The sequence below is a fragment of the Nocardioides sp. 1609 genome (assembly GCF_004522105.1).
Lineage (GTDB): Bacteria > Actinomycetota > Actinomycetes > Propionibacteriales > Nocardioidaceae > Nocardioides.
In genome coordinates this window covers 507,460-523,658 of the sequence record NZ_SPUJ01000005.1, presented here as the reverse complement: position 1 = coordinate 523,658, position 16,199 = coordinate 507,460, and the positions used below count along the sequence as shown (strand labels likewise).

Below are 16,199 nucleotides of genomic sequence, written 5' to 3'. Positions count from 1 at the left end.
GGCTGGTGGGGGACGTCGGTTACCTGCACTCGTGACGGTAGCCCCGACTTCGACCCGCGTCCGGCGAACACCGATAGCGGACGCCGCCCGGTCAGCGCAGCCGGTTGAGGGCCTCGGTCATCTGGTCCTCGGTGTCGTTGCCGACCTTCTCGAAGACGAGCTTGACGACGGGGGTCGCGAGCTTCGCGGCGCCGTGCATCTCGATGGTCGCCTCGTAGGTGATCTCGCTGCCGGTGCCGCCCGGTCCCGGCACGACCGTGATCGTGTCGGTGGAGGTGGCGGTGTCGTTCGTGCCGACGAGGACGAGGGTGTCGTGGGTGAGCGTCTTCAGCTCGTAGTCGAGCTCGGTCGACATCCCGGCGATCTTCGAGACGTTGTGGAACCTCGCGCCGACGCCGACCGGTCCGGTCCCGTCGGTGCGGACGCAGGACTCGGTGCCGGGGTCCCACTCCGTGGCGTTGGTGAAGTCCTTGAGGTAGTCGAGGACCACCGCCGGGGCGGGGTCGACGGTGAAGGTGCGGGTCACGGTCGTCATGCCGCCAGGCTACGGAGGGCCGCCGTCCGCCGGGCTCACCCGCCGGGCTCACCCGCCGGCACGGGACGCCCACCGGCGCACGATCACCCGCACGGGTGGTTAGCGGTGCCCGGGGCGCGGGGAAGCGCTGGCGAACCACCGCACGACACAGGAGACATTCCCATGACGTCCCAGCCCGAAACCGTCGCGTCCGTCCCCGAGGCCCACGTCTCCCGCCTCGCCGCCGCCGTCAGCGCCGACGAGCTCTCCCCCCGCGAGCGCGACATGGTGCGCCTCATCGTGGCCGGGATGAGCAACCAGGAGATCGCCGACACCCTGTACCTCAGCATCAACTCGGTGAAGACCTACATCCGTTCGGCCTACCGCCGCATGGGCGTCGAGACGCGCACCCAGGCCGTCGTCTGGGGAGTGCGGCACGGGTTCCTGGACGACCTCGACGACTCCGCCGAGCTCATCGCCTGACCCCGTCATCCGCAGGGGTGTCTGTCACCAGGCACCCCTGCGGAGGGGTGCCTTGCGGCGCTCCGACGAGCAGAGTGCTCGGATGGACATCATCGAGCGGCACTCGCTGCGCTTCGCCGGCCTCACGATCGAGCACGACCGCCGCGTCCTGGAGCCGCGACCGTGGACCGAGCTCCAGTCCCGCTGGGCCGCCGAGCTGCTGGACGGCGGCCCCGACGGTCCGCTCCTCGAGCTGTGCAGCGGCGCCGGGCACATCGGCCTGGCCGCCGCCTCGCTGTCGGGCCGCGCGATCGTCTGCGTCGACCTCGACCCGGCCGCCTGCTACTTCACCCGCCTGAACGCCGACGGCGCCGGCCTCGGGCACCGGGTCGAGGTCCGCGAGGGCTCCCTGGACGCCGCCCTCGCGGACGGCGAGACGTTCGCGCTGGCGATCGCCGACCCGCCGTGGGTCGTCACCACCGAGGTGACGCGGTTCCCCGACGACCCGGTGCTCGCCATCGACGGCGGCCCGGGCGGCCTGGACGTGGCCCACGCGTGCGTCCGAGCGTGCCGCGGCCACCTCGAGCCCGGCGGGAGCCTGCTGCTCCAGCTCGGGGACGACGACCAGGCCGACCAGGTCGTCGCGACCGCGGCCGAGGCGGGGTGGCGGGAGGAGGGACGACGTCGCGCCGGCGCCGGCGCCGGCACGAACGGTGGCGTCGTGGTCCGCCTCCTGCACCCCTGACACCGCCCGGCCCTCCTGAGGGTCGCCCGGACGGCGCCGGGCCCGACCTCAGGACGGCGTCAGGGCCGCGACTTCTCCGGCAGCAGCCGGTGCGTGCCGTCGCACCACGGCGCCCGGCTCGTCGCCCCGCAGCGGCACACGGCGCTCACCGGGCGGGTGCTCTCGTGGACGACGCCGTCCTCGCTCTCGATGCTGATCGGGCCGTGCACGAGCATCGGCCCGCCGGCGCACATCCGCACCCGCGGGGCGGGGCGGTCGCGGGCCGTCACGCGACGTCCCAGTCGTCGAACAGCGCGTCGGCCGTGCGGCCCTCCAGGTCGAGACAGGTCCACGCGCCGAACAGCACCTCGTCGTGCTGGTCGGGCTCGGCGGCGACCAGGGCCGCGCAGACGTCGTGCAGCACCAGCTGCTCGTGGACGGCGTCCGCCTCGACGTGCTCGTCGTAGTACTCGACCATCGCGTCGGGGAACTCCAGCCGGGCCAGGCCCTGGGCCAGCTGGCGCGACGGCACCGAGCTGGTCGCCTCGAACACCGCGAGGTGCCCGAGGGCCGCGCCCCGCAGCCGGCGGTGCAGGCCGAACATGCTGAGCGCGTTGTTCTGCTCCAGGACCGGCAGCAGGGTCTCGTCGATGTAGGCGCCGTAGTCGCGGTCGAGCCCCGAGGCGGCCATGCCCCGGGCGAACAGCTCGTGGTGCAGGCGCGCCGGGTCGCCGACGCCGTACTCGTCGTACTGCACCTGCACGAGCGCGGCCTTGGTCGTCGCCTCGAGCCGCGGCACCACCCAGGTCGTCGGGTCCGCCTCCTTGAGGTGGTAGATCGAGCGCTGCCGCAGCAGGTGCAGGGTCTCCTCGCGCGAGGCGTGCCGCTGGACGTGCCGGGCCAGCGACCGGCCATCGGAGGCCGTGATGACGGCCTCGATGTCAGCCACGACATCGCGGTCGGGGCTGCCGGGACGACCCGGGCGGCCGTCGGCGAACCGCCGCCGCAGGGAACGCTCGAGGTTGCGCTCGAGGCGGTGCCGCAACGGCATCAGCGCGGGGGCCCACTCCCACGCCTCGTCGACGTCCTCGAAGCCCCGGTAGTGCAGCTCGTGCAGCATCCACAGGGTGATCGCCTCGTCGTCGGGGCGGGTCTCGTCCCGGACGGGGAAGATGACCGCGTCCGTCGCGACCGGGCGGCTCAGGAGGCCGACCACGAGGTCGCTGAGCGGGCCACGGGGGGTCGGAAGTCGCATGTCCACCAGTGTCCTCGCCGGGGCGCCGCGCGACCGCCCCCCGTCGGGTGACGGCCTCCGGCCCGACGGCACGAGGCCGCCGGGCCGGAGGCCGTCAGGCCGCCGTGGCGTCGTGGATCTCCCCGACGAGCACCTCGACGGCGTCCTCGAGGAACAGCAGCCCGCGGGTGACCCCGGCGGCGTCGACCGACCGGGCCACGTGCGAGCCGTGCTGCCGCATCCGGGCCAGCGCGTCCTCCAGCTCGGCGTCGCGGGAGATCGAGATCAGTCGGCGCAGCCGCTTGGCCGGCACCGGCAGGTCGAACTCGGCGGCGCCGATCTCCATGACGTCCTTCATGTGCACGTAGCCGACCGGCTCGCCGGCCTCGTCGGCGACGACGTAGCGCGAGTAGCCGTGCTCGACGACGGCCCGCTGGACGTCGGCGGGGGTCGCCGACGGGGGCAGCAGGACGAGGTCGACCAGGGGCACCTCGATGTCACCGGCCGACTTGTCGGTGAACTCGAACGCCCCCGCGAGCGGCCCCTCGGCCGCGAGGGTGCCCTCGCGGTGCGACTGCTCGACGATGCCGGCGACCTCCTCGAGCGTGAAGCTGCTGGTGGCCTCGTCCCTGGGCTGGACGCCGCAGGTGCGCAGCACCAGGTTGGCGATGCCGTTGAGCACGGAGATCACCGGCCGCACGACCCGCGAGACGAGGACGAGCGCGGGCGCGAGCAGCAGCGCGGCGCGGTCGGGCACCGAGAACGCCAGGTTCTTCGGGACCATCTCGCCGAGCACGACGTGCAGGTAGGTCACCAGGAGCAGCGCGACGACGAACGCGATCACGCTCACGGCGTCCGCGGACAGCGACGAGAGCCCCAGCGGGTACTCGAGCAGGTGGTGGATCGCCGGCTCGGAGACGTTGAGGATGAGCAGCGAGCAGACCGTGATGCCGAGCTGGCTGGTGGCCAGCATCAGCGTGGCGTGCTCCATCGCCCACAGGGTCGTCCTGGCGGCCTTGCTGCCGTCGGCGGCGCGGGGCTCGATCTGGGAGCGGCGCGCGGAGATGACGGCGAACTCGGCGCCGACGAAGAACGCGTTGCCGGCCAGCAGGACGACGAGCCAGGCCAGGCCGGGCAGGTACTCGCTCATCGGGCCTCCCCCGTGGCGGGGACGGCCACCGGGACGGCACCGCCGGGGCGGCCGGCGAGGTCGACGTCGGGATCGGCGGGGACGAACAGGATGCGGGTCACGCGCTGGTCGTCGGCGCGCTCGACGCGGAGCAGCCCGCCGTCGATCTCGACCTCGTCGCCGGGCTCGGGGATCCGCTCCAGGCGGGCGGCCAGGAAGCCGCCGACGGTGTCCCAGTCGTCGTCCTCGGGCACGTGGACGCCGGCACGGGCGGCGAGCTCGTCGGGTCGCCAGGTCGCGTCGAAGGTCACCGACCGGCCCCGACGGGTCAGCACCGAGCGGTAGCGGTCGTGCTCGTCCTCCAGCTCGCCGATCAGCTCCTCCACCAGGTCCTCGACGGTGACGACGCCGGCCGTGCCGCCGTACTCGTCGGTGACCACGGCCAGCTGGAGTCCCTCGCCGCGCAGCCGCTCGAGGAGGGCGAGGGCGCCGAGGCTCTCGGGCACCCGGACCGGCTCGACCATGAGGTCGGCGGCCGGGGTGGTGTCGCGGGCCTCGAGCGCTACGGCGAAGGCCTGCTTGACGTGCACGACGCCGACGATGTCGTCGGGGCCGCCGTGCGTCACCGGCAGGCGGGAGTGTCCGCTCGCGGCCGCGGCGGCGATGACCTGCGCGGCGGTCGCGCCGAGGCCGACCGAGGTCATCTGCGTGCGCGGCGTCATCACGTCGGAGGCGTCGCGCTCGGCGATCCGCAGGCTCCGGTCGAGCAGCGTGGCGTCGTCCTTCTCGAGCAGTCCCTGGGACGCCGAGTGCCGGATCAGGTAGGTGAGCTCGTCGGCGGTCCGGGCGCCGGTCAGCTCCTCCTTGGGCTCGATGCCCATCGCCCGGATGAGCGCGTTGGCGGTGTTGTTGAGCAGCAGGATGACGGGCTTGAGCACGGTGGTGAACCCCACCTGCAGCGGCACGACCAGCTTGGCCGTCGCCAGCGGCACGGCCAGCGCGAAGTTCTTGGGGACGAGCTCGCCGACGACCATCGAGAACAGCGTCGCGAGCAGGACGCCGACCACGGCACCCACCCCCGGCACGGCCCCCTCGGGGACGCCGGCGGTGACCAGCGGCTCGCGCAGCAGCGAGGACACGGCCGGCTCGAAGGTGTAGCCGGTGAGCAGCGTCGTCAGCGTGATGCCGAGCTGCGCGCTCGAGAGGTGCGTCGAGGTGATCCGCAGCGCGCCGATCGTCGGACCGAGCCGCTTCTCACCGGCGTCGCGGCGCTTCTCGAGGTCGTGCCGGTCGAGGTTGACCAGCGCGAACTCCGAGGCGACGAAGATCCCGGTCCCGACGGTGAGCAGGAGACCGATGCCCAGCATGACCCACTCGTTCACGCCCACCACCTCCTGACGTCCTCGGTGCCGCCCCACGGGCTGGGGGCGCGGTCGTCAGGAGGGCTCGGACTTCGAGGCGTGTCATCCATGGTCGGGACAGGATAACGAGGCCCTCGAAGCGCCCGGTCAGCCGAGTCCGGACCCCAGGCCCAGCGCCGGGAGCACGTGGTCGCGCAGCAGCGGCGCGAGCCGGACGTCGCCGACGTCGGCGGGGTCGACCCACCGCAGCTCGGCGATCTCGCCGGCCGCGGCCGGGACGCCGGGCAGGTCGGCGGTGAAGACGGTCGAGTCGACCAGGTGGCCGGGCTCGTTGGCGGCGTCCGCGACGAAGTGGCCGAGCAGGACGACGCCCGTGAGGTCGAGACCGACCTCCTCGCGGACCTCGCGGACCCCGGCCTCGGACGGCGTCTCGCCGGGCTCGATCTTGCCGCCGGGCAGCATGAAGGAGCGCGTGCCGCGCTTGCGGACGGTCAGCACCCGCCCGGCGTCGTCCCTCAGGCAGACCGCGGCGACGACGAAGGTGGGCCGGCTCATGGCCCGAACCCTAGATCCGGTCCCTAGGCTGAGCGGCGTGACCTCCCCCTACGAGCCCGACGGCCGGACGATGCACGAGCGGATGCTGGCCGGCGACCAGTACCTCGCCGACGACCCGGAGCTGGCCGAGCTGAGCCTCGTCGCGCGCGACCTCGCCGACGCCTACAACGCCACCACCTCACGACAGGGACCCCTGCGCCGCGAGCTCCTCGAGCGGCTGCTCGGGTCGATCGGCGAGGACACCGAGATCCGGCCGCCCCTCTTCGTCGACTACGGCACCCACCTCAGCATCGGCGCGCGGTGCTTCGCCAACTACGGCCTGGTCGCCCTCGACGTCGCCGCGATCACCATCGGCGACGACGTCCAGATCGGGCCGAACGTGCAGCTGCTGACGCCCACGCACCCGGTCGAGCCCGAGCCCCGCCGCGCCAAGTGGGAGGGCGCGAAGCCGATCACGATCGGCGACAACGTCTGGCTCGGCGGCGGCGTCGTCGTCTGCCCGGGGGTGACGATCGGCGCCGACACCGTCGTCGGCGCCGGTTCGGTCGTCACCCGCGACCTGCCGGCCGGTGTCGTCGCGGTGGGCAACCCGGCGCGCGTCGTCCGCGAGGTCTGAGCTACACCAGTGAGAAGCGGACCGTCCGGGTGTCGATGTCGGCCCGCTCGAGCCGCACCCGGACGTCCTTGCCCAGGGGGATCGGACCCTCACCGTCGACGGGCGCCTCGACGCCGATGGCGCTGACGACGACCTTGCCGCGGCGCTCGTCCTTCTCCTCGACCGCGACCACGACGCCGTCGAACTCCTCGCCGACCCGCGCCACGAGCAGCCCGGCCTCCACGAGGTCGATGACGGCGCGCTCGTAGCTGCTGGCGCGGCGGCCCGACGTCTGCATCTCCTGCGGGAGCGCGGGCAGCGCGGCGAGCACCCAGGCGGGCACCGGGTCGCCGGCGCACAGGGCGACGCACACCTCGGCGGCGTACCGGTCGGCGAGGCGGCGCAGCGGCGCGGTCACGTGGGCGTACTCCGAGACCAGGGCGGCGTGCTGCGGCTCGGCCGGCACCTCGCCGTCGAAGGCGACGTAGCCGCTGCCGCGCAGCAGCCGCGCGCTCGCCAGGACGACGGCCGCGTGGTCGGGGCGGCTCGGGTCGAGGGAGCGGATGAAGTCGGGGTAGAGCATCTCGGCCGGCCAGTCGACGCCGAGGGCCCGGGCGGTGCGGTGCAGCCGCTGCACGTCGCGAGGGTCCGGCAGCGGCAGCGTGCGGAGCAGCCCGACGCGGGCGTAGACCATCAGCGAGGCCGCGCCGAAGCCGGTGAGCAGGGAGATCTGGGCGTTCCAGTCCTCGATCGGCAGCAAGGTGCGGAACTCCAGGCGCCAGGCACCGCCCGCGCCGCCCTCGCCGCCGGCGATGTCGATCTCCTGCTCGGGCAGCGGGAGGGAGACGCCGCCGCGGGCGGCGTCGCGCGCCAGCCGCTTCTCGCCGATCTCCTTGACCAGCTGCAGCGTCTCCACCGCGGTGCCGTCGTCGATCGCGGCCTGGGCCTCGGTGTAGGAGAGCTTGGCCGTCGAGCGGACCCGGGCCCGGACGACGTCGATGTCGGTGCCCTCGCCGGTGTCGTCGACCCGGATGGTCCACAGCAGCGCGGGCCGCACCTGGTCGGGCAGCAGCGACGCGGCGTCCTCGCTCAGCACCGTCGGGTGCAGGGGCACCTTCGAGTCGGCGCCGTAGAGGGTCTGGCCGCGGCGGTGCGCCTCGAGGTCGACCGGGTCGCCGGGGGTGATGAACGCCGCGAGGTCGGCGATCGCGTAGTGGACGACGTAGCCACCCTGGCCGTCGCGCTCGACGTGGACCGCCTGGTCGAGGTCCTGCGAGGACGCCGGGTCGATGGTGACGAACGGCAGGTCCGTGCGGTCGAGGTCGGGCAGTCGCGGCGCGGCGGCCGCACGGGCCGCGGCCTCCTCGACCTCCGGTGGGAACTCCGCCGTCACCTCGAGCTCCGTGCGGATCCTCTCGATCCCCTGGCGGAGCGTGGCGACGACGGCACTGTCGTCGGTCCGGACGTGGACCACGCGGCTGCTCGGCATGGTCCGAACCCTAGTCACTGCTCCCAGGTTCGTGGGTCCTAGCCTGGGCGACGTGCTGATCCTGCTGCCGCCCAGCGAGGGCAAGGCCGCTCCGCGCCGGGGCAAGCCGCTCGACCTCGCGACGCTGTCGGCGCCGTCGTTGACGCCGGCCCGGGAGCGGGTGCTCGCGGCGCTCGTCGAGCTGTGCGCCGGCGACCCCGACGTCGCGGCCAGGACGCTCGACGTCCCGCGCTCGCGCCCGGACCTCGTGGAGCTCAACGCGGCCCTGGCGTCCGCCCCGACCGCCCGCGCCGACGCCGTCTACACCGGCGTCCTCTACGACGCCCTCGACTTCGCGACCCTGTCGACGGCGGCCCGGCGGCGCGCGACCTCGCGGGTGGCGGTGACCTCGTCGCTGTTCGGGATGGTGCGCCCGGGCGACCGGATCCCGTCGTACCGCCTCTCCGGGGACGCCTCGCTCCCCCACCTGGGCGGCGTCGCGGCCGTGTGGCGCGACGCGCTCGGCCCGGCCGTGCTGGACGGCGTCGGGACCGGTCTGCTCGTCGACCTGCGCTCGGGCACGTACGCCGCCTTCTGGCGCCCGCCCGCCGAGCTCGCCCGCCGCGTCGCCACCGTCCGCGTCCTGCACGAGGTCGACGGCGTCCGCTCGGTCGTCAGCCACTTCAACAAGGCCACCAAGGGCCGCATCGTCCGCGCCCTCCTCGAGGACGGCCGCGACCCCCGCACCCCGGCGAGGCTCGCCGCCGTCCTCACCGACCTGGGCTGGGCCGTCGAGGTCGGCGACCCGACCCCGCGGGGCACCCAGCTCGACGTGGTGGTCCGCCAGGTCTGACCCGCCCTCGGCCCGCCGCCGGTCCCGAGCTCAGCCCGTCGGTCCCCAGGCCATGCGGAGGTCGGGGGCGCGCTCCTCGTTCTCGCTGCCGTCGGTGTGCTCGCGCTCGACGAGGCCGTGGCGGCGGTAGAACGCACGGGCCGGGGTGTTGGTCTCGAAGACCCACAGCGAGAACCCCGCGGGGCGGCGCGCCTTGGCGAGGTCGAGGAGCATCGAGCCGAGGCCCTGCCCGGCGTGGGAGGGGGCGACGTACAGGTCGTCGAGCCAGGTCGGGGTCATCCGGAGGTAGGCGACGACGTCGCCGGCGTCCTCGACGACCCAGACCTCGTCGTCGCTCGCGAGCCGGTCGGCGAGCCAGGCACGGACCTCGTCGGGCGGGTGGGTGCCGGGCGGCATCGGGGCCGCGGCGCGGGAGGCCAGGTGGACCGCGGCCAGCGCGGTGGCGTCGCCCGGGACGGCCGGGCGGATCAGCAGGTCCGACTCAGTCGGCGGCACGGATCGTCTCGAGGGACGCCGCGAGGTCGTCGGGGTACGGCGACTCGAACTCGACGTAGGACCCCGTCTCCGGGTGCTCGAAGCCCAGCTTGACCGCATGCAGCCACTGCCGGGTCACCTTGAACCGCTTCGCGAGCGTCGGGTCGGCGCCGTAGGTCAGGTCGCCGACGCACGGGTGCTTGAGGGCCGCCATGTGCACCCGGATCTGGTGGGTGCGGCCGGTCTCGAGGTGCACCTCGAGCAGGCTCGCGAACCGGTGCGCCTCGAGGGTCGCGTAGTGCGTGACGCTCGCCCGCCCGCCGTCGAGGACGGCGAACTTGTAGTCGGCGCCGGGGTGCCGGGCGATGGGGGCGTCGATGGTGCCCTCGAGCGGGTCCGGGTGTCCCTGGACCACGGCGTGGTAGGTCTTGTCGACGGTGCGGTGCCGGAACGCGTTCTTCAGCACCGAGTAGGCGTACTCCGACTTGCAGATCACCATCACGCCGGACGTGCCGACGTCGAGGCGCTGCACGATGCCCTGGCGCTCCGAGGCACCGGACGTCGCGATCCGGAACCCGGCCCCGGCGAGGTGGCCCACGACGGTCGGGCCCGACCAGCCCGGCGAGGGGTGCACGGCGACGCCGACGGGCTTGTCGATCACCACGATCGCGTCGTCGTCGTAGATGATCCCGATGCCCTCGACGACCTCGGCCCGGACGGCGAGCGGGTCGACCTCGACCGGGATGGTCACCTCCAGCAGCGCGCCCGGCATGACCCGGTCGCTCTTGGCCGTCCCGGTGCCGTCGACCTGCACCAGGTTGCGGGCGATCAGGTCCGCGGCGCGGGTGCGCGACAGCCCGAACATCTGGGCCATCGCGGAGTCGACCCGCTCCCCCGCGAGGCTGTCGGGGACCGGGAGGCTCCGGTAGTCGGACTGGCTCACTCGGATCTCTCCTCGGCGGCGACCGTCTCGTCGTCGTCGATGTCTGTGTCGGGTTCGGGTTCGGCGGCCGCGGCGTCGGGCTCGTCGCTGTCGCGGGTGCCGTCGAGGTGGACGCCTCGGAAGGCCAGGATGATGATGAGGCCGGCGGCGACGTTGATGCAGATGTCGGCCACGTTGAAGACCGGCCAGTTCGGCAGCCGCAGGAAGTCGATGACGTGACCGTGCAGCGGACCCGGCTCCCGCAGCAGGCGGTCGGTCAGGTTGCCGGTGATGCCGGCCAGCAGGAAGCCCAGGGCGACGGCCCACGTCGTGGTGCCCACCCGCCGCGCGTAGTACAGGACGGCGATCGTCGCGATGATCGCCACGACGCTGATGACCGGCGTGAGGCCGGTGCCGGTGCTGAACGCGGCGCCCGGGTTGCGCACCAGGTGCAGCTGGAGGACCTCACCGACGACCTCGACGTCCCGGCGGCCCTCGAGCCTCTCGACCGCGAGGACCTTGGTGCCGATGTCGACGGCGTACGCCGACAGCGCGACCCCGGCGAAGACCCACCGCAGCCGTCGTGGAGCCCGCGGGGCCGACGTCTCGTCGTCGCCTACCGGCGTTCCTCGCGCTGCTTGCATGTCATGCAGAGTGTCGCACGAGGGAAAGCCATCAATCTATTCTTGCCGATGGGCTCCTCGCACGACTCGCACACGCCGTAGGTGCCGTCGTCGATCCGGGCGAGGGCCCGGTCGATCTGGTCGACCTTGTCGCGCTCGTGGCTCACCACGGTGAGCTCGTGGTCGCGCTCGAAGCTGGACGCACCGACGTCGGCCTGGTCGTGGCCGGCACCGTCGCCGGCGTCACGCATCAGGCCTGCGACCTCCTCCTCCAGCGCCGCCACGATCTCGGCGCTGTGGTCGCGTTGCTCGTGGAGCTCACCGAGCACCGTCGCGACCTCGGCCTTCGTCCACGCGGACTCGCCGGCGCCGACGACCAGGGCGCCGGGTGCCCTGCGGGCACGTGCCCTCGCGGCGGGCGCCCTCCGGGCGGGTGGCGACCCGGCCTCGGCGGCGGACGGTTCCGTGAGCCTGCGGGAGGAGCTGCGAACCATCGCCGGCCTTCCTGCCGCCGTGACCGCTGCGGGGTGCCACGGGCGGCACGACGCTAGCGGGTGCGGCTGGACGTCTCAACCACGCGCACGTCCGCGCCGGTGAGAACGCCGACGGCGGCCACCCCGCAGGGGTGGCCGCCGTCGTGGCGCGGTGGGGGCTGGGGTCAGCCCTCCTCCTCGCCGAGGATCGAGCGCAGACGCTTCGGCGCGGGGGCCTCGTCCTGCGGGACCTGCGACTCGTTGCCCGCGAGGGCCTCGAGCTGCTGGGTGAAGTAGCTCTTGAGACGCGAGCGGTACTCGCGCTCGAACGACCGGAGGTTCTCGACCTCGACGCTGAGCTTGTCGCGCTCCTTCTCGAGGTCGCCGAACAGCTGCGTGCGGCGCTCCGCGGTCTCGGAGTCGAGCATCTGCGAGCGGGTGCGGGCGTCGGACTCGAGCCGGTCGGCCTTGCCCTTCGACTCGTGCTCGAGCCGCTCGGCCTTGGTGCGGGCCTCGCCGATGATCTTGTCGGCGTCGTTCTTGGCCTCCTCGACCAGCTCGTCGGCGTTGCGCGTGGCGATCTCGAGGAGGCGGGCCGCGGCGTTGGACGCCTGGGGCACGGTCTCGACGCGGACCGTCTCGACCGGGGCGGCGACGGGAGCAGGGGCGGGCGGCTGCACGGGGGCGGGCTCGGGCTCGGGAGCCTTCTCGAACACGACGGGCGCGGGCTCGGCGGCCTGCGGCGCGGCGATCGGCGCGGTCTGCGGGGCCGGGGCACCGGACTGGGCCGCGGACAGCTTGGTCCGCAGGTCGTCGTTCTCCTTGGTGAGTCGGGCGAGCTCCGCCTCCACCTCGTCGAGGAACTGGTCGACCTCACCCATGTCGTAGCCCTCACGGAGCCGGACGGGAGTGAACCGCTTGTTACTCACGTCCTCAGGCGTCAGAGGCATGACTTCACTCAATTCTTCGTCGGTTGTTGCTTGCGATGGAGGCACCCGGAGATGCCCTGAGAGCAGTGCTTCGCGTGGTGCTGGAGGTGCGGGAGCATCTCCTCGGAGCACCTTAGCGCTTGAGACGGGACAGACGTGATCCGACGGGGCCCCGCGCAGGTCAGAGGAGCGCGCGGGTGGCGACGTTCAGCAGCACGTAGGCGGCGATGAAGACGATCAGGAAGCTGAGGTCGAGCGCGAAGTTCCCGATCCGCAGCGGCGGGACGAGCCGGCGCAGCGCCTTGATCGGGGGGTCGGTCACGGAGTACACCGCCTCGAGCACGACGAGGAGGATCCCCCGCGGGCTCCAGGAGCGGGCGAAGACCTGCACCCAGTCGGTGATGAACCTGACCCACATGCACCCGACGAAGACCCACAGGAGCGCGACGACGATCTGGCCGAAGACGTTCAACGATGCCCTAGCTCTGGTTGAAGAAGCCGCCCTCGGCGATCCGCTGCTTGTCCTCGGCGGCTACCGAGACGTTGGGCGGGGAGAGCAGGAACACCTTGTTGGTGATGCGCTCGATGGTGCCACGAGTGGCAAAGACCAGCCCGGCGGCGAAGTCGACGAGGCGCTTGGCGTCGTTGTCGTCCATCTCGGTGAGGTTCATGATCACCGGGGTGCCGTCGCGGAAGTTCTCGCCGACGATGCGCGCCTCGTTGTAGGTGCTGGGGTGCAGCGTGATGATCTTGGAGAGCTCGGCGACCGACGGCGTGGGCACGGCGGTCGGCCCGACCGGGGCCGCGCGGCGGCGCTCGGCGAGGTCGGCGACGGGGGCCGGACGCACCTCGGTGCGCTCGGCACGCTCGGGCCGGTCCTGACGGCGCTCCGCCCGGGTCGGGGCCGCGGTCTGGTGGACCTCGGTCTCCTGCTGGTCGTCGTACTCGTCGTACCGACCGGTGTCCTCGAGCAGGCCGAGGTACTCACCGATCCTGCGCATCGCACCGCTCATGACACTCCACTCATCTCGACTCGACGTCCTGCTCGGGGGTTGGGCATGGGCTGGGGGGACCTGGGAATCGGGTCCATTTCGGACACTACTTCACCGCCGGCCTCGAACCGAGGACCGCGGACCCGACGCGCACGTGTGTCGCGCCGTGACCGATCGCGGCCTCGAGATCGCCGCTCATCCCGGCCGAGAGGAGGACGGCGTCCGGGTGCGTCGCGAGGAGCTCCCGGCGGATCCCGGCCAGCCGCTCGAAGGCGGTGGCGGGGTCCTCCCCCAGCGGCGCGACGGCCATCAGGCCGCGCAGCCGGAGGCCGTCGGTCTCCTCGACCCGGCTCGCGAGCACGTCGAGGTCGGCGGGCTCGGCACCGGCGCGACCGGCGGCACCGGGTGGGTCGAGGCTGACCTGGAGGAGGACGTCCAGCGGCCCGCGCCGGTCGGCGTCGGCGCGTCCCTGCGCGCCGCGGGCCAGACCGGCGAGCAGCTTGACGCGGTCGACCGACTCGACGACGTCGGCGTGGGCGGCCACCGCGGCGGCCTTGTTGCTCTGCAGGCCACCGATGAAGTGCCAGGTGAGGCCGGAGACGCCCAGGTCGGCGCACTCGGCGACCTTCGCCTCGGCCTCCTGGTGCCGGTTCTCCCCCACGTCGGTGACGCCGAGGTCGGCGAGGATGCGCACGTCGGAGGCCGGGAAGAACTTGGTCACCGCCACCAGGGTCACCTCGCCGGGGTCGCGACCGGCGTCGCGACAGGCGGCCTCGATGCGCCGGCGCACCTCGGCGAGCCGGCCGGCGACCTCGTCGCGTCGTTCGCTCATCGCCGGCCCCTCACGATCGCACCCGGATCACACCGGCCAGGCGACCGGAACCGGCGCCGTCACGGCGGTAGGAGTAGAGGTCGGCCGTCTCGCGGGTGCACGCGGCCCCGTCGTCGACCACGGTGACGCCGGCGGCGGCGAGCTGGGCCCGGACGCCGGCGCCGATGTCGAGCGCGGGGGTGCCCCAGGAGGTGGTGGCGCGGGTCTCCGGCACCAGGGCGGCGACCTCGTCCTGCAGGGCGGGGGGCACCTCGTAGCAGGCGCCGCACACGTGCGGACCGACCCAGGCGGTGAGCTCGCGCGCCCCGAGCTCGCGCATCGCGGCGACGGTCCGCGGCACCACGCCGGCCGCCACCCCGGGCCGTCCGGCGTGGGCGGCGCCGACCACGCCGGCGTCGGGGTCGGCCAGCAGCACCGGCACGCAGTCGGCTGCCCGTACGAGCAGGACGACGTCGGCCCGGTCGGTCACGATGCCGTCGGCCGAGGGCCGCCCCCGACCGTCGGGGCCGGGCGCCGGGTCGGCGACCACGACGTGGTTGCCGTGCACCTGGCTCAGGTCGGCCACCGGCAGCCCGGGGGCGAAGTCGTCGAGCAGGAGGGCGAGGTTGCGGCGGGTGGCCGCGCGCTCGCCGTCCTCGTGGAAGGCCAGGTTGAGGGAGTCGAACGGCACGTCGCTGACCCCGCCGTGCCGGTCGGTGAAGGCCAGCTCGACGGGGCCGAGGGACGTGCGCAGGTGGTACAGGGCGACTACTTCAGGAAGTCGGGGATGTCGAGCTCGTCGTCGTCGAAGACGACCTGGGTCGCCGGACGCGCCGGCTGCTGCGACACCGCGGCCCGCTCCTCGGCCACCGGCGCCGTCTGGCGCGGGTGCTCGGCGGTCGGCGTCGGACGGGGCTCCTGACGGGCGGAGACCGCCGCCTTCACCTCGGCCTGGGTGACCTGCGGCGGCGCCTGCTGGCGCAGCGTGGAGCCCTCGGCCCGACGCTTGGGCGTGCCGCCGTCGAAGCCGGCCGCGATCACGGTGACCCGGACCTCGTCGCCGAGGGCGTCGTCGATCGTGGCGCCGAAGATGATGTTGGCCTCGGGGTGCACGGCGTCGGCGACCAGCGCGGCGGCGGTGTTGATCTCGAACAGACCGAGGTCGGACCCGCCGGCGATCGAGAGCAGGACGCCGTGGGCGCCGTCGATCGAGGCCTCGAGCAGCGGCGAGGAGACCGCCATCTCGGCGGCGGCGACCGCGCGGTCCTCGCCGCGGGCCGAGCCGATGCCCATCAGGGCCGAGCCGGCGTTGGCCATGACCGACTTCACGTCGGCGAAGTCGAGGTTGATCAGGCCGGGGGTGGTGATCAGGTCGGTGATGCCGGAGACGCCCTGCAGCAGCACCTGGTCGGCCTGCTTGAAGGCGTCGAGCACCGAGACGCTGCGGTCGCTGATCGACAGCAGCCGGTCGTTCGGGATGACGATGAGGGTGTCGACCTCCTCGCGCAGCTGGGCGATGCCCTCGTCGGCCGAACCCATCCGGCGCCGGCCCTCGAAGGCGAACGGGCGGGTGACGACACCGATGGTCAGCGCCCCGAGCGAGCGAGCGATCCGGGCCACGACGGGTGCGCCACCGGTGCCGGTGCCGCCGCCCTCGCCGGCCGTCACGAAGACCATGTCGGCGCCCTTGATGACCTCCTCGATCTCCTCGGCGTGGTCCTCGGCCGCCTGGCCGCCGACCTCCGGGTTGGCGCCGGCGCCGAGGCCGCGGGTCAGCTCGCGGCCGATGTCGAGCTTCACGTCGGCGTCGCTCATGAGCAGCGCCTGGGCGTCGGTGTTGATCGCGATGAACTCGACGCCCTTGAGGCCGACCTCGATCATCCGGTTGACGGCGTTCACGCCGCCGCCACCGATGCCGACGACCTTGATGATGGCCAGGTAGTTCTGTGCTGCAGCCACGACGGCTTCACCCCTCTGGGGTCGGGTTCTGGGTACTGATCGGTCTGGGTCGGCGTGTCCCTGAACTGTGACCCTCAACCTGAGGGTTATAGTTATGTCAACCTCGCCGTGACCACGACAG

The 16,199-nt window shown here is 73.3% G+C and carries 21 protein-coding genes; 4 read left to right on the top strand and 17 right to left on the bottom strand.

Features of this window, described 5'->3' with window-relative positions; genetic code table 11:
* Positions 1-91: 91 nt before the first annotated feature.
* Entirely contained in the window at positions 92-535 is a 444-nt protein-coding gene (locus tag E4623_RS16315; RefSeq protein ID WP_134767588.1) for an SRPBCC family protein, read from the bottom strand.
* Between the two features lie 162 nt (positions 536-697).
* On the opposite strand from E4623_RS16315, the gene E4623_RS16310 reads away from it, so the two are divergent.
* Both E4623_RS16310 and E4623_RS16305 read left to right on the top strand, forming a co-directional pair.
* Positions 698-997, top strand: a complete 300-nt coding sequence (locus E4623_RS16310) for a LuxR C-terminal-related transcriptional regulator (RefSeq protein WP_134767587.1) — start codon at positions 698-700, stop codon at positions 995-997.
* 82 nt (positions 998-1,079) lie between these two features.
* Positions 1,080-1,721, top strand: a complete 642-nt coding sequence (locus E4623_RS16305) for a methyltransferase (protein WP_134767586.1) — start codon at positions 1,080-1,082, stop codon at positions 1,719-1,721.
* Between the two features lie 59 nt (positions 1,722-1,780).
* On the opposite strand, the gene E4623_RS16300 is transcribed toward E4623_RS16305, so the two are convergent.
* The 5 genes from E4623_RS16300 to E4623_RS16280 form a co-directional block, all read right to left on the bottom strand.
* Positions 1,781-1,990: a CDGSH iron-sulfur domain-containing protein gene (locus tag E4623_RS16300; protein WP_245155120.1), complete on the bottom strand. Its 210-nt coding sequence runs from the start codon at positions 1,988-1,990 to the stop codon at positions 1,781-1,783.
* Positions 1,987-2,955, bottom strand: a complete 969-nt coding sequence (locus E4623_RS16295; RefSeq protein WP_134767585.1) for an iron-containing redox enzyme family protein — start codon at positions 2,953-2,955, stop codon at positions 1,987-1,989. Before E4623_RS16295 ends, E4623_RS16300 begins: the two co-directional genes overlap by 4 nt.
* Before the next feature lie 94 nt (positions 2,956-3,049).
* Positions 3,050-4,084: a hemolysin family protein gene (locus E4623_RS16290; protein WP_134767584.1), complete on the bottom strand. Its 1,035-nt coding sequence runs from the start codon at positions 4,082-4,084 to the stop codon at positions 3,050-3,052.
* Positions 4,081-5,445: a hemolysin family protein gene (locus E4623_RS16285; protein WP_134767583.1), complete on the bottom strand. Its 1,365-nt coding sequence runs from the start codon at positions 5,443-5,445 to the stop codon at positions 4,081-4,083. The genes E4623_RS16290 and E4623_RS16285 overlap by 4 nt, the downstream gene beginning before the upstream one ends.
* Before the next feature lie 126 nt (positions 5,446-5,571).
* Complete coding sequence (locus tag E4623_RS16280; RefSeq protein WP_134767582.1) at positions 5,572-5,979, bottom strand: NUDIX domain-containing protein; 408 nt, start codon at positions 5,977-5,979, stop codon at positions 5,572-5,574.
* 37 nt (positions 5,980-6,016) lie between these two features.
* Between E4623_RS16280 and E4623_RS16275 the strand changes: the two genes are divergently transcribed.
* Positions 6,017-6,595 (top strand): sugar O-acetyltransferase, encoded by a 579-nt coding sequence (locus E4623_RS16275; protein ID WP_245155119.1) that lies wholly within the window; start codon positions 6,017-6,019, stop codon positions 6,593-6,595.
* Between the two features lies 1 nt (position 6,596).
* On the opposite strand, the gene E4623_RS16270 is transcribed toward E4623_RS16275, so the two are convergent.
* Positions 6,597-8,063: an RNB domain-containing ribonuclease gene (locus E4623_RS16270; protein ID WP_134767581.1), complete on the bottom strand. Its 1,467-nt coding sequence runs from the start codon at positions 8,061-8,063 to the stop codon at positions 6,597-6,599.
* Between the two features lie 52 nt (positions 8,064-8,115).
* On the opposite strand from E4623_RS16270, the gene yaaA reads away from it, so the two are divergent.
* The gene (gene yaaA / locus E4623_RS16265; protein ID WP_134767580.1) at positions 8,116-8,895 is read left to right on the top strand and encodes a peroxide stress protein YaaA; all 780 of its coding nucleotides are present in this window, start codon (positions 8,116-8,118) and stop codon (positions 8,893-8,895) included.
* A 30-nt stretch (positions 8,896-8,925) separates the two neighbouring features.
* Here yaaA and E4623_RS16260 read toward each other — a convergent pair whose 3' ends face one another.
* From E4623_RS16260 to ftsZ, 10 genes are all read right to left on the bottom strand, one after another.
* Positions 8,926-9,390: a GNAT family N-acetyltransferase gene (locus E4623_RS16260; protein WP_245155118.1), complete on the bottom strand. Its 465-nt coding sequence runs from the start codon at positions 9,388-9,390 to the stop codon at positions 8,926-8,928.
* Complete coding sequence (locus E4623_RS16255; protein ID WP_280633666.1) at positions 9,377-10,312, bottom strand: RluA family pseudouridine synthase; 936 nt, start codon at positions 10,310-10,312, stop codon at positions 9,377-9,379. The genes E4623_RS16260 and E4623_RS16255 overlap by 14 nt, the downstream gene beginning before the upstream one ends.
* Complete coding sequence (lspA, locus tag E4623_RS16250; RefSeq protein WP_134767578.1) at positions 10,309-10,935, bottom strand: signal peptidase II; 627 nt, start codon at positions 10,933-10,935, stop codon at positions 10,309-10,311. Before lspA ends, E4623_RS16255 begins: the two co-directional genes overlap by 4 nt.
* Positions 10,908-11,408 carry a TraR/DksA C4-type zinc finger protein gene (locus tag E4623_RS16245; RefSeq protein ID WP_134767577.1) on the bottom strand — a complete coding sequence of 167 codons (501 nt, stop codon included), beginning with the start codon at positions 11,406-11,408 and terminating at the stop codon, positions 10,908-10,910. Before E4623_RS16245 ends, lspA begins: the two co-directional genes overlap by 28 nt.
* A 164-nt stretch (positions 11,409-11,572) precedes the next feature.
* On the bottom strand, positions 11,573-12,337 hold the full coding sequence (locus E4623_RS16240) for a DivIVA domain-containing protein (RefSeq protein ID WP_134767576.1): 765 nt from the start codon (positions 12,335-12,337) through the stop codon (positions 11,573-11,575).
* 160 nt (positions 12,338-12,497) lie between these two features.
* Entirely contained in the window at positions 12,498-12,788 is a 291-nt protein-coding gene (locus E4623_RS16235) for a YggT family protein (RefSeq protein ID WP_134767575.1), read from the bottom strand.
* A 7-nt stretch (positions 12,789-12,795) separates the two neighbouring features.
* Positions 12,796-13,329: a cell division protein SepF gene (gene sepF / locus E4623_RS16230; protein WP_134767574.1), complete on the bottom strand. Its 534-nt coding sequence runs from the start codon at positions 13,327-13,329 to the stop codon at positions 12,796-12,798.
* An 85-nt stretch (positions 13,330-13,414) separates the two neighbouring features.
* Positions 13,415-14,140 carry a YggS family pyridoxal phosphate-dependent enzyme gene (locus tag E4623_RS16225; RefSeq protein ID WP_134767573.1) on the bottom strand — a complete coding sequence of 242 codons (726 nt, stop codon included), beginning with the start codon at positions 14,138-14,140 and terminating at the stop codon, positions 13,415-13,417.
* A gap of 10 nt (positions 14,141-14,150) precedes the next feature.
* Entirely contained in the window at positions 14,151-14,846 is a 696-nt protein-coding gene (pgeF, locus tag E4623_RS16220; RefSeq protein ID WP_280633673.1) for a peptidoglycan editing factor PgeF, read from the bottom strand.
* A 41-nt stretch (positions 14,847-14,887) separates the two neighbouring features.
* The gene (gene ftsZ, locus E4623_RS16215; protein WP_134767571.1) at positions 14,888-16,078 is read right to left on the bottom strand and encodes a cell division protein FtsZ; all 1,191 of its coding nucleotides are present in this window, start codon (positions 16,076-16,078) and stop codon (positions 14,888-14,890) included.
* Positions 16,079-16,199: the final 121 nt, after the last annotated feature.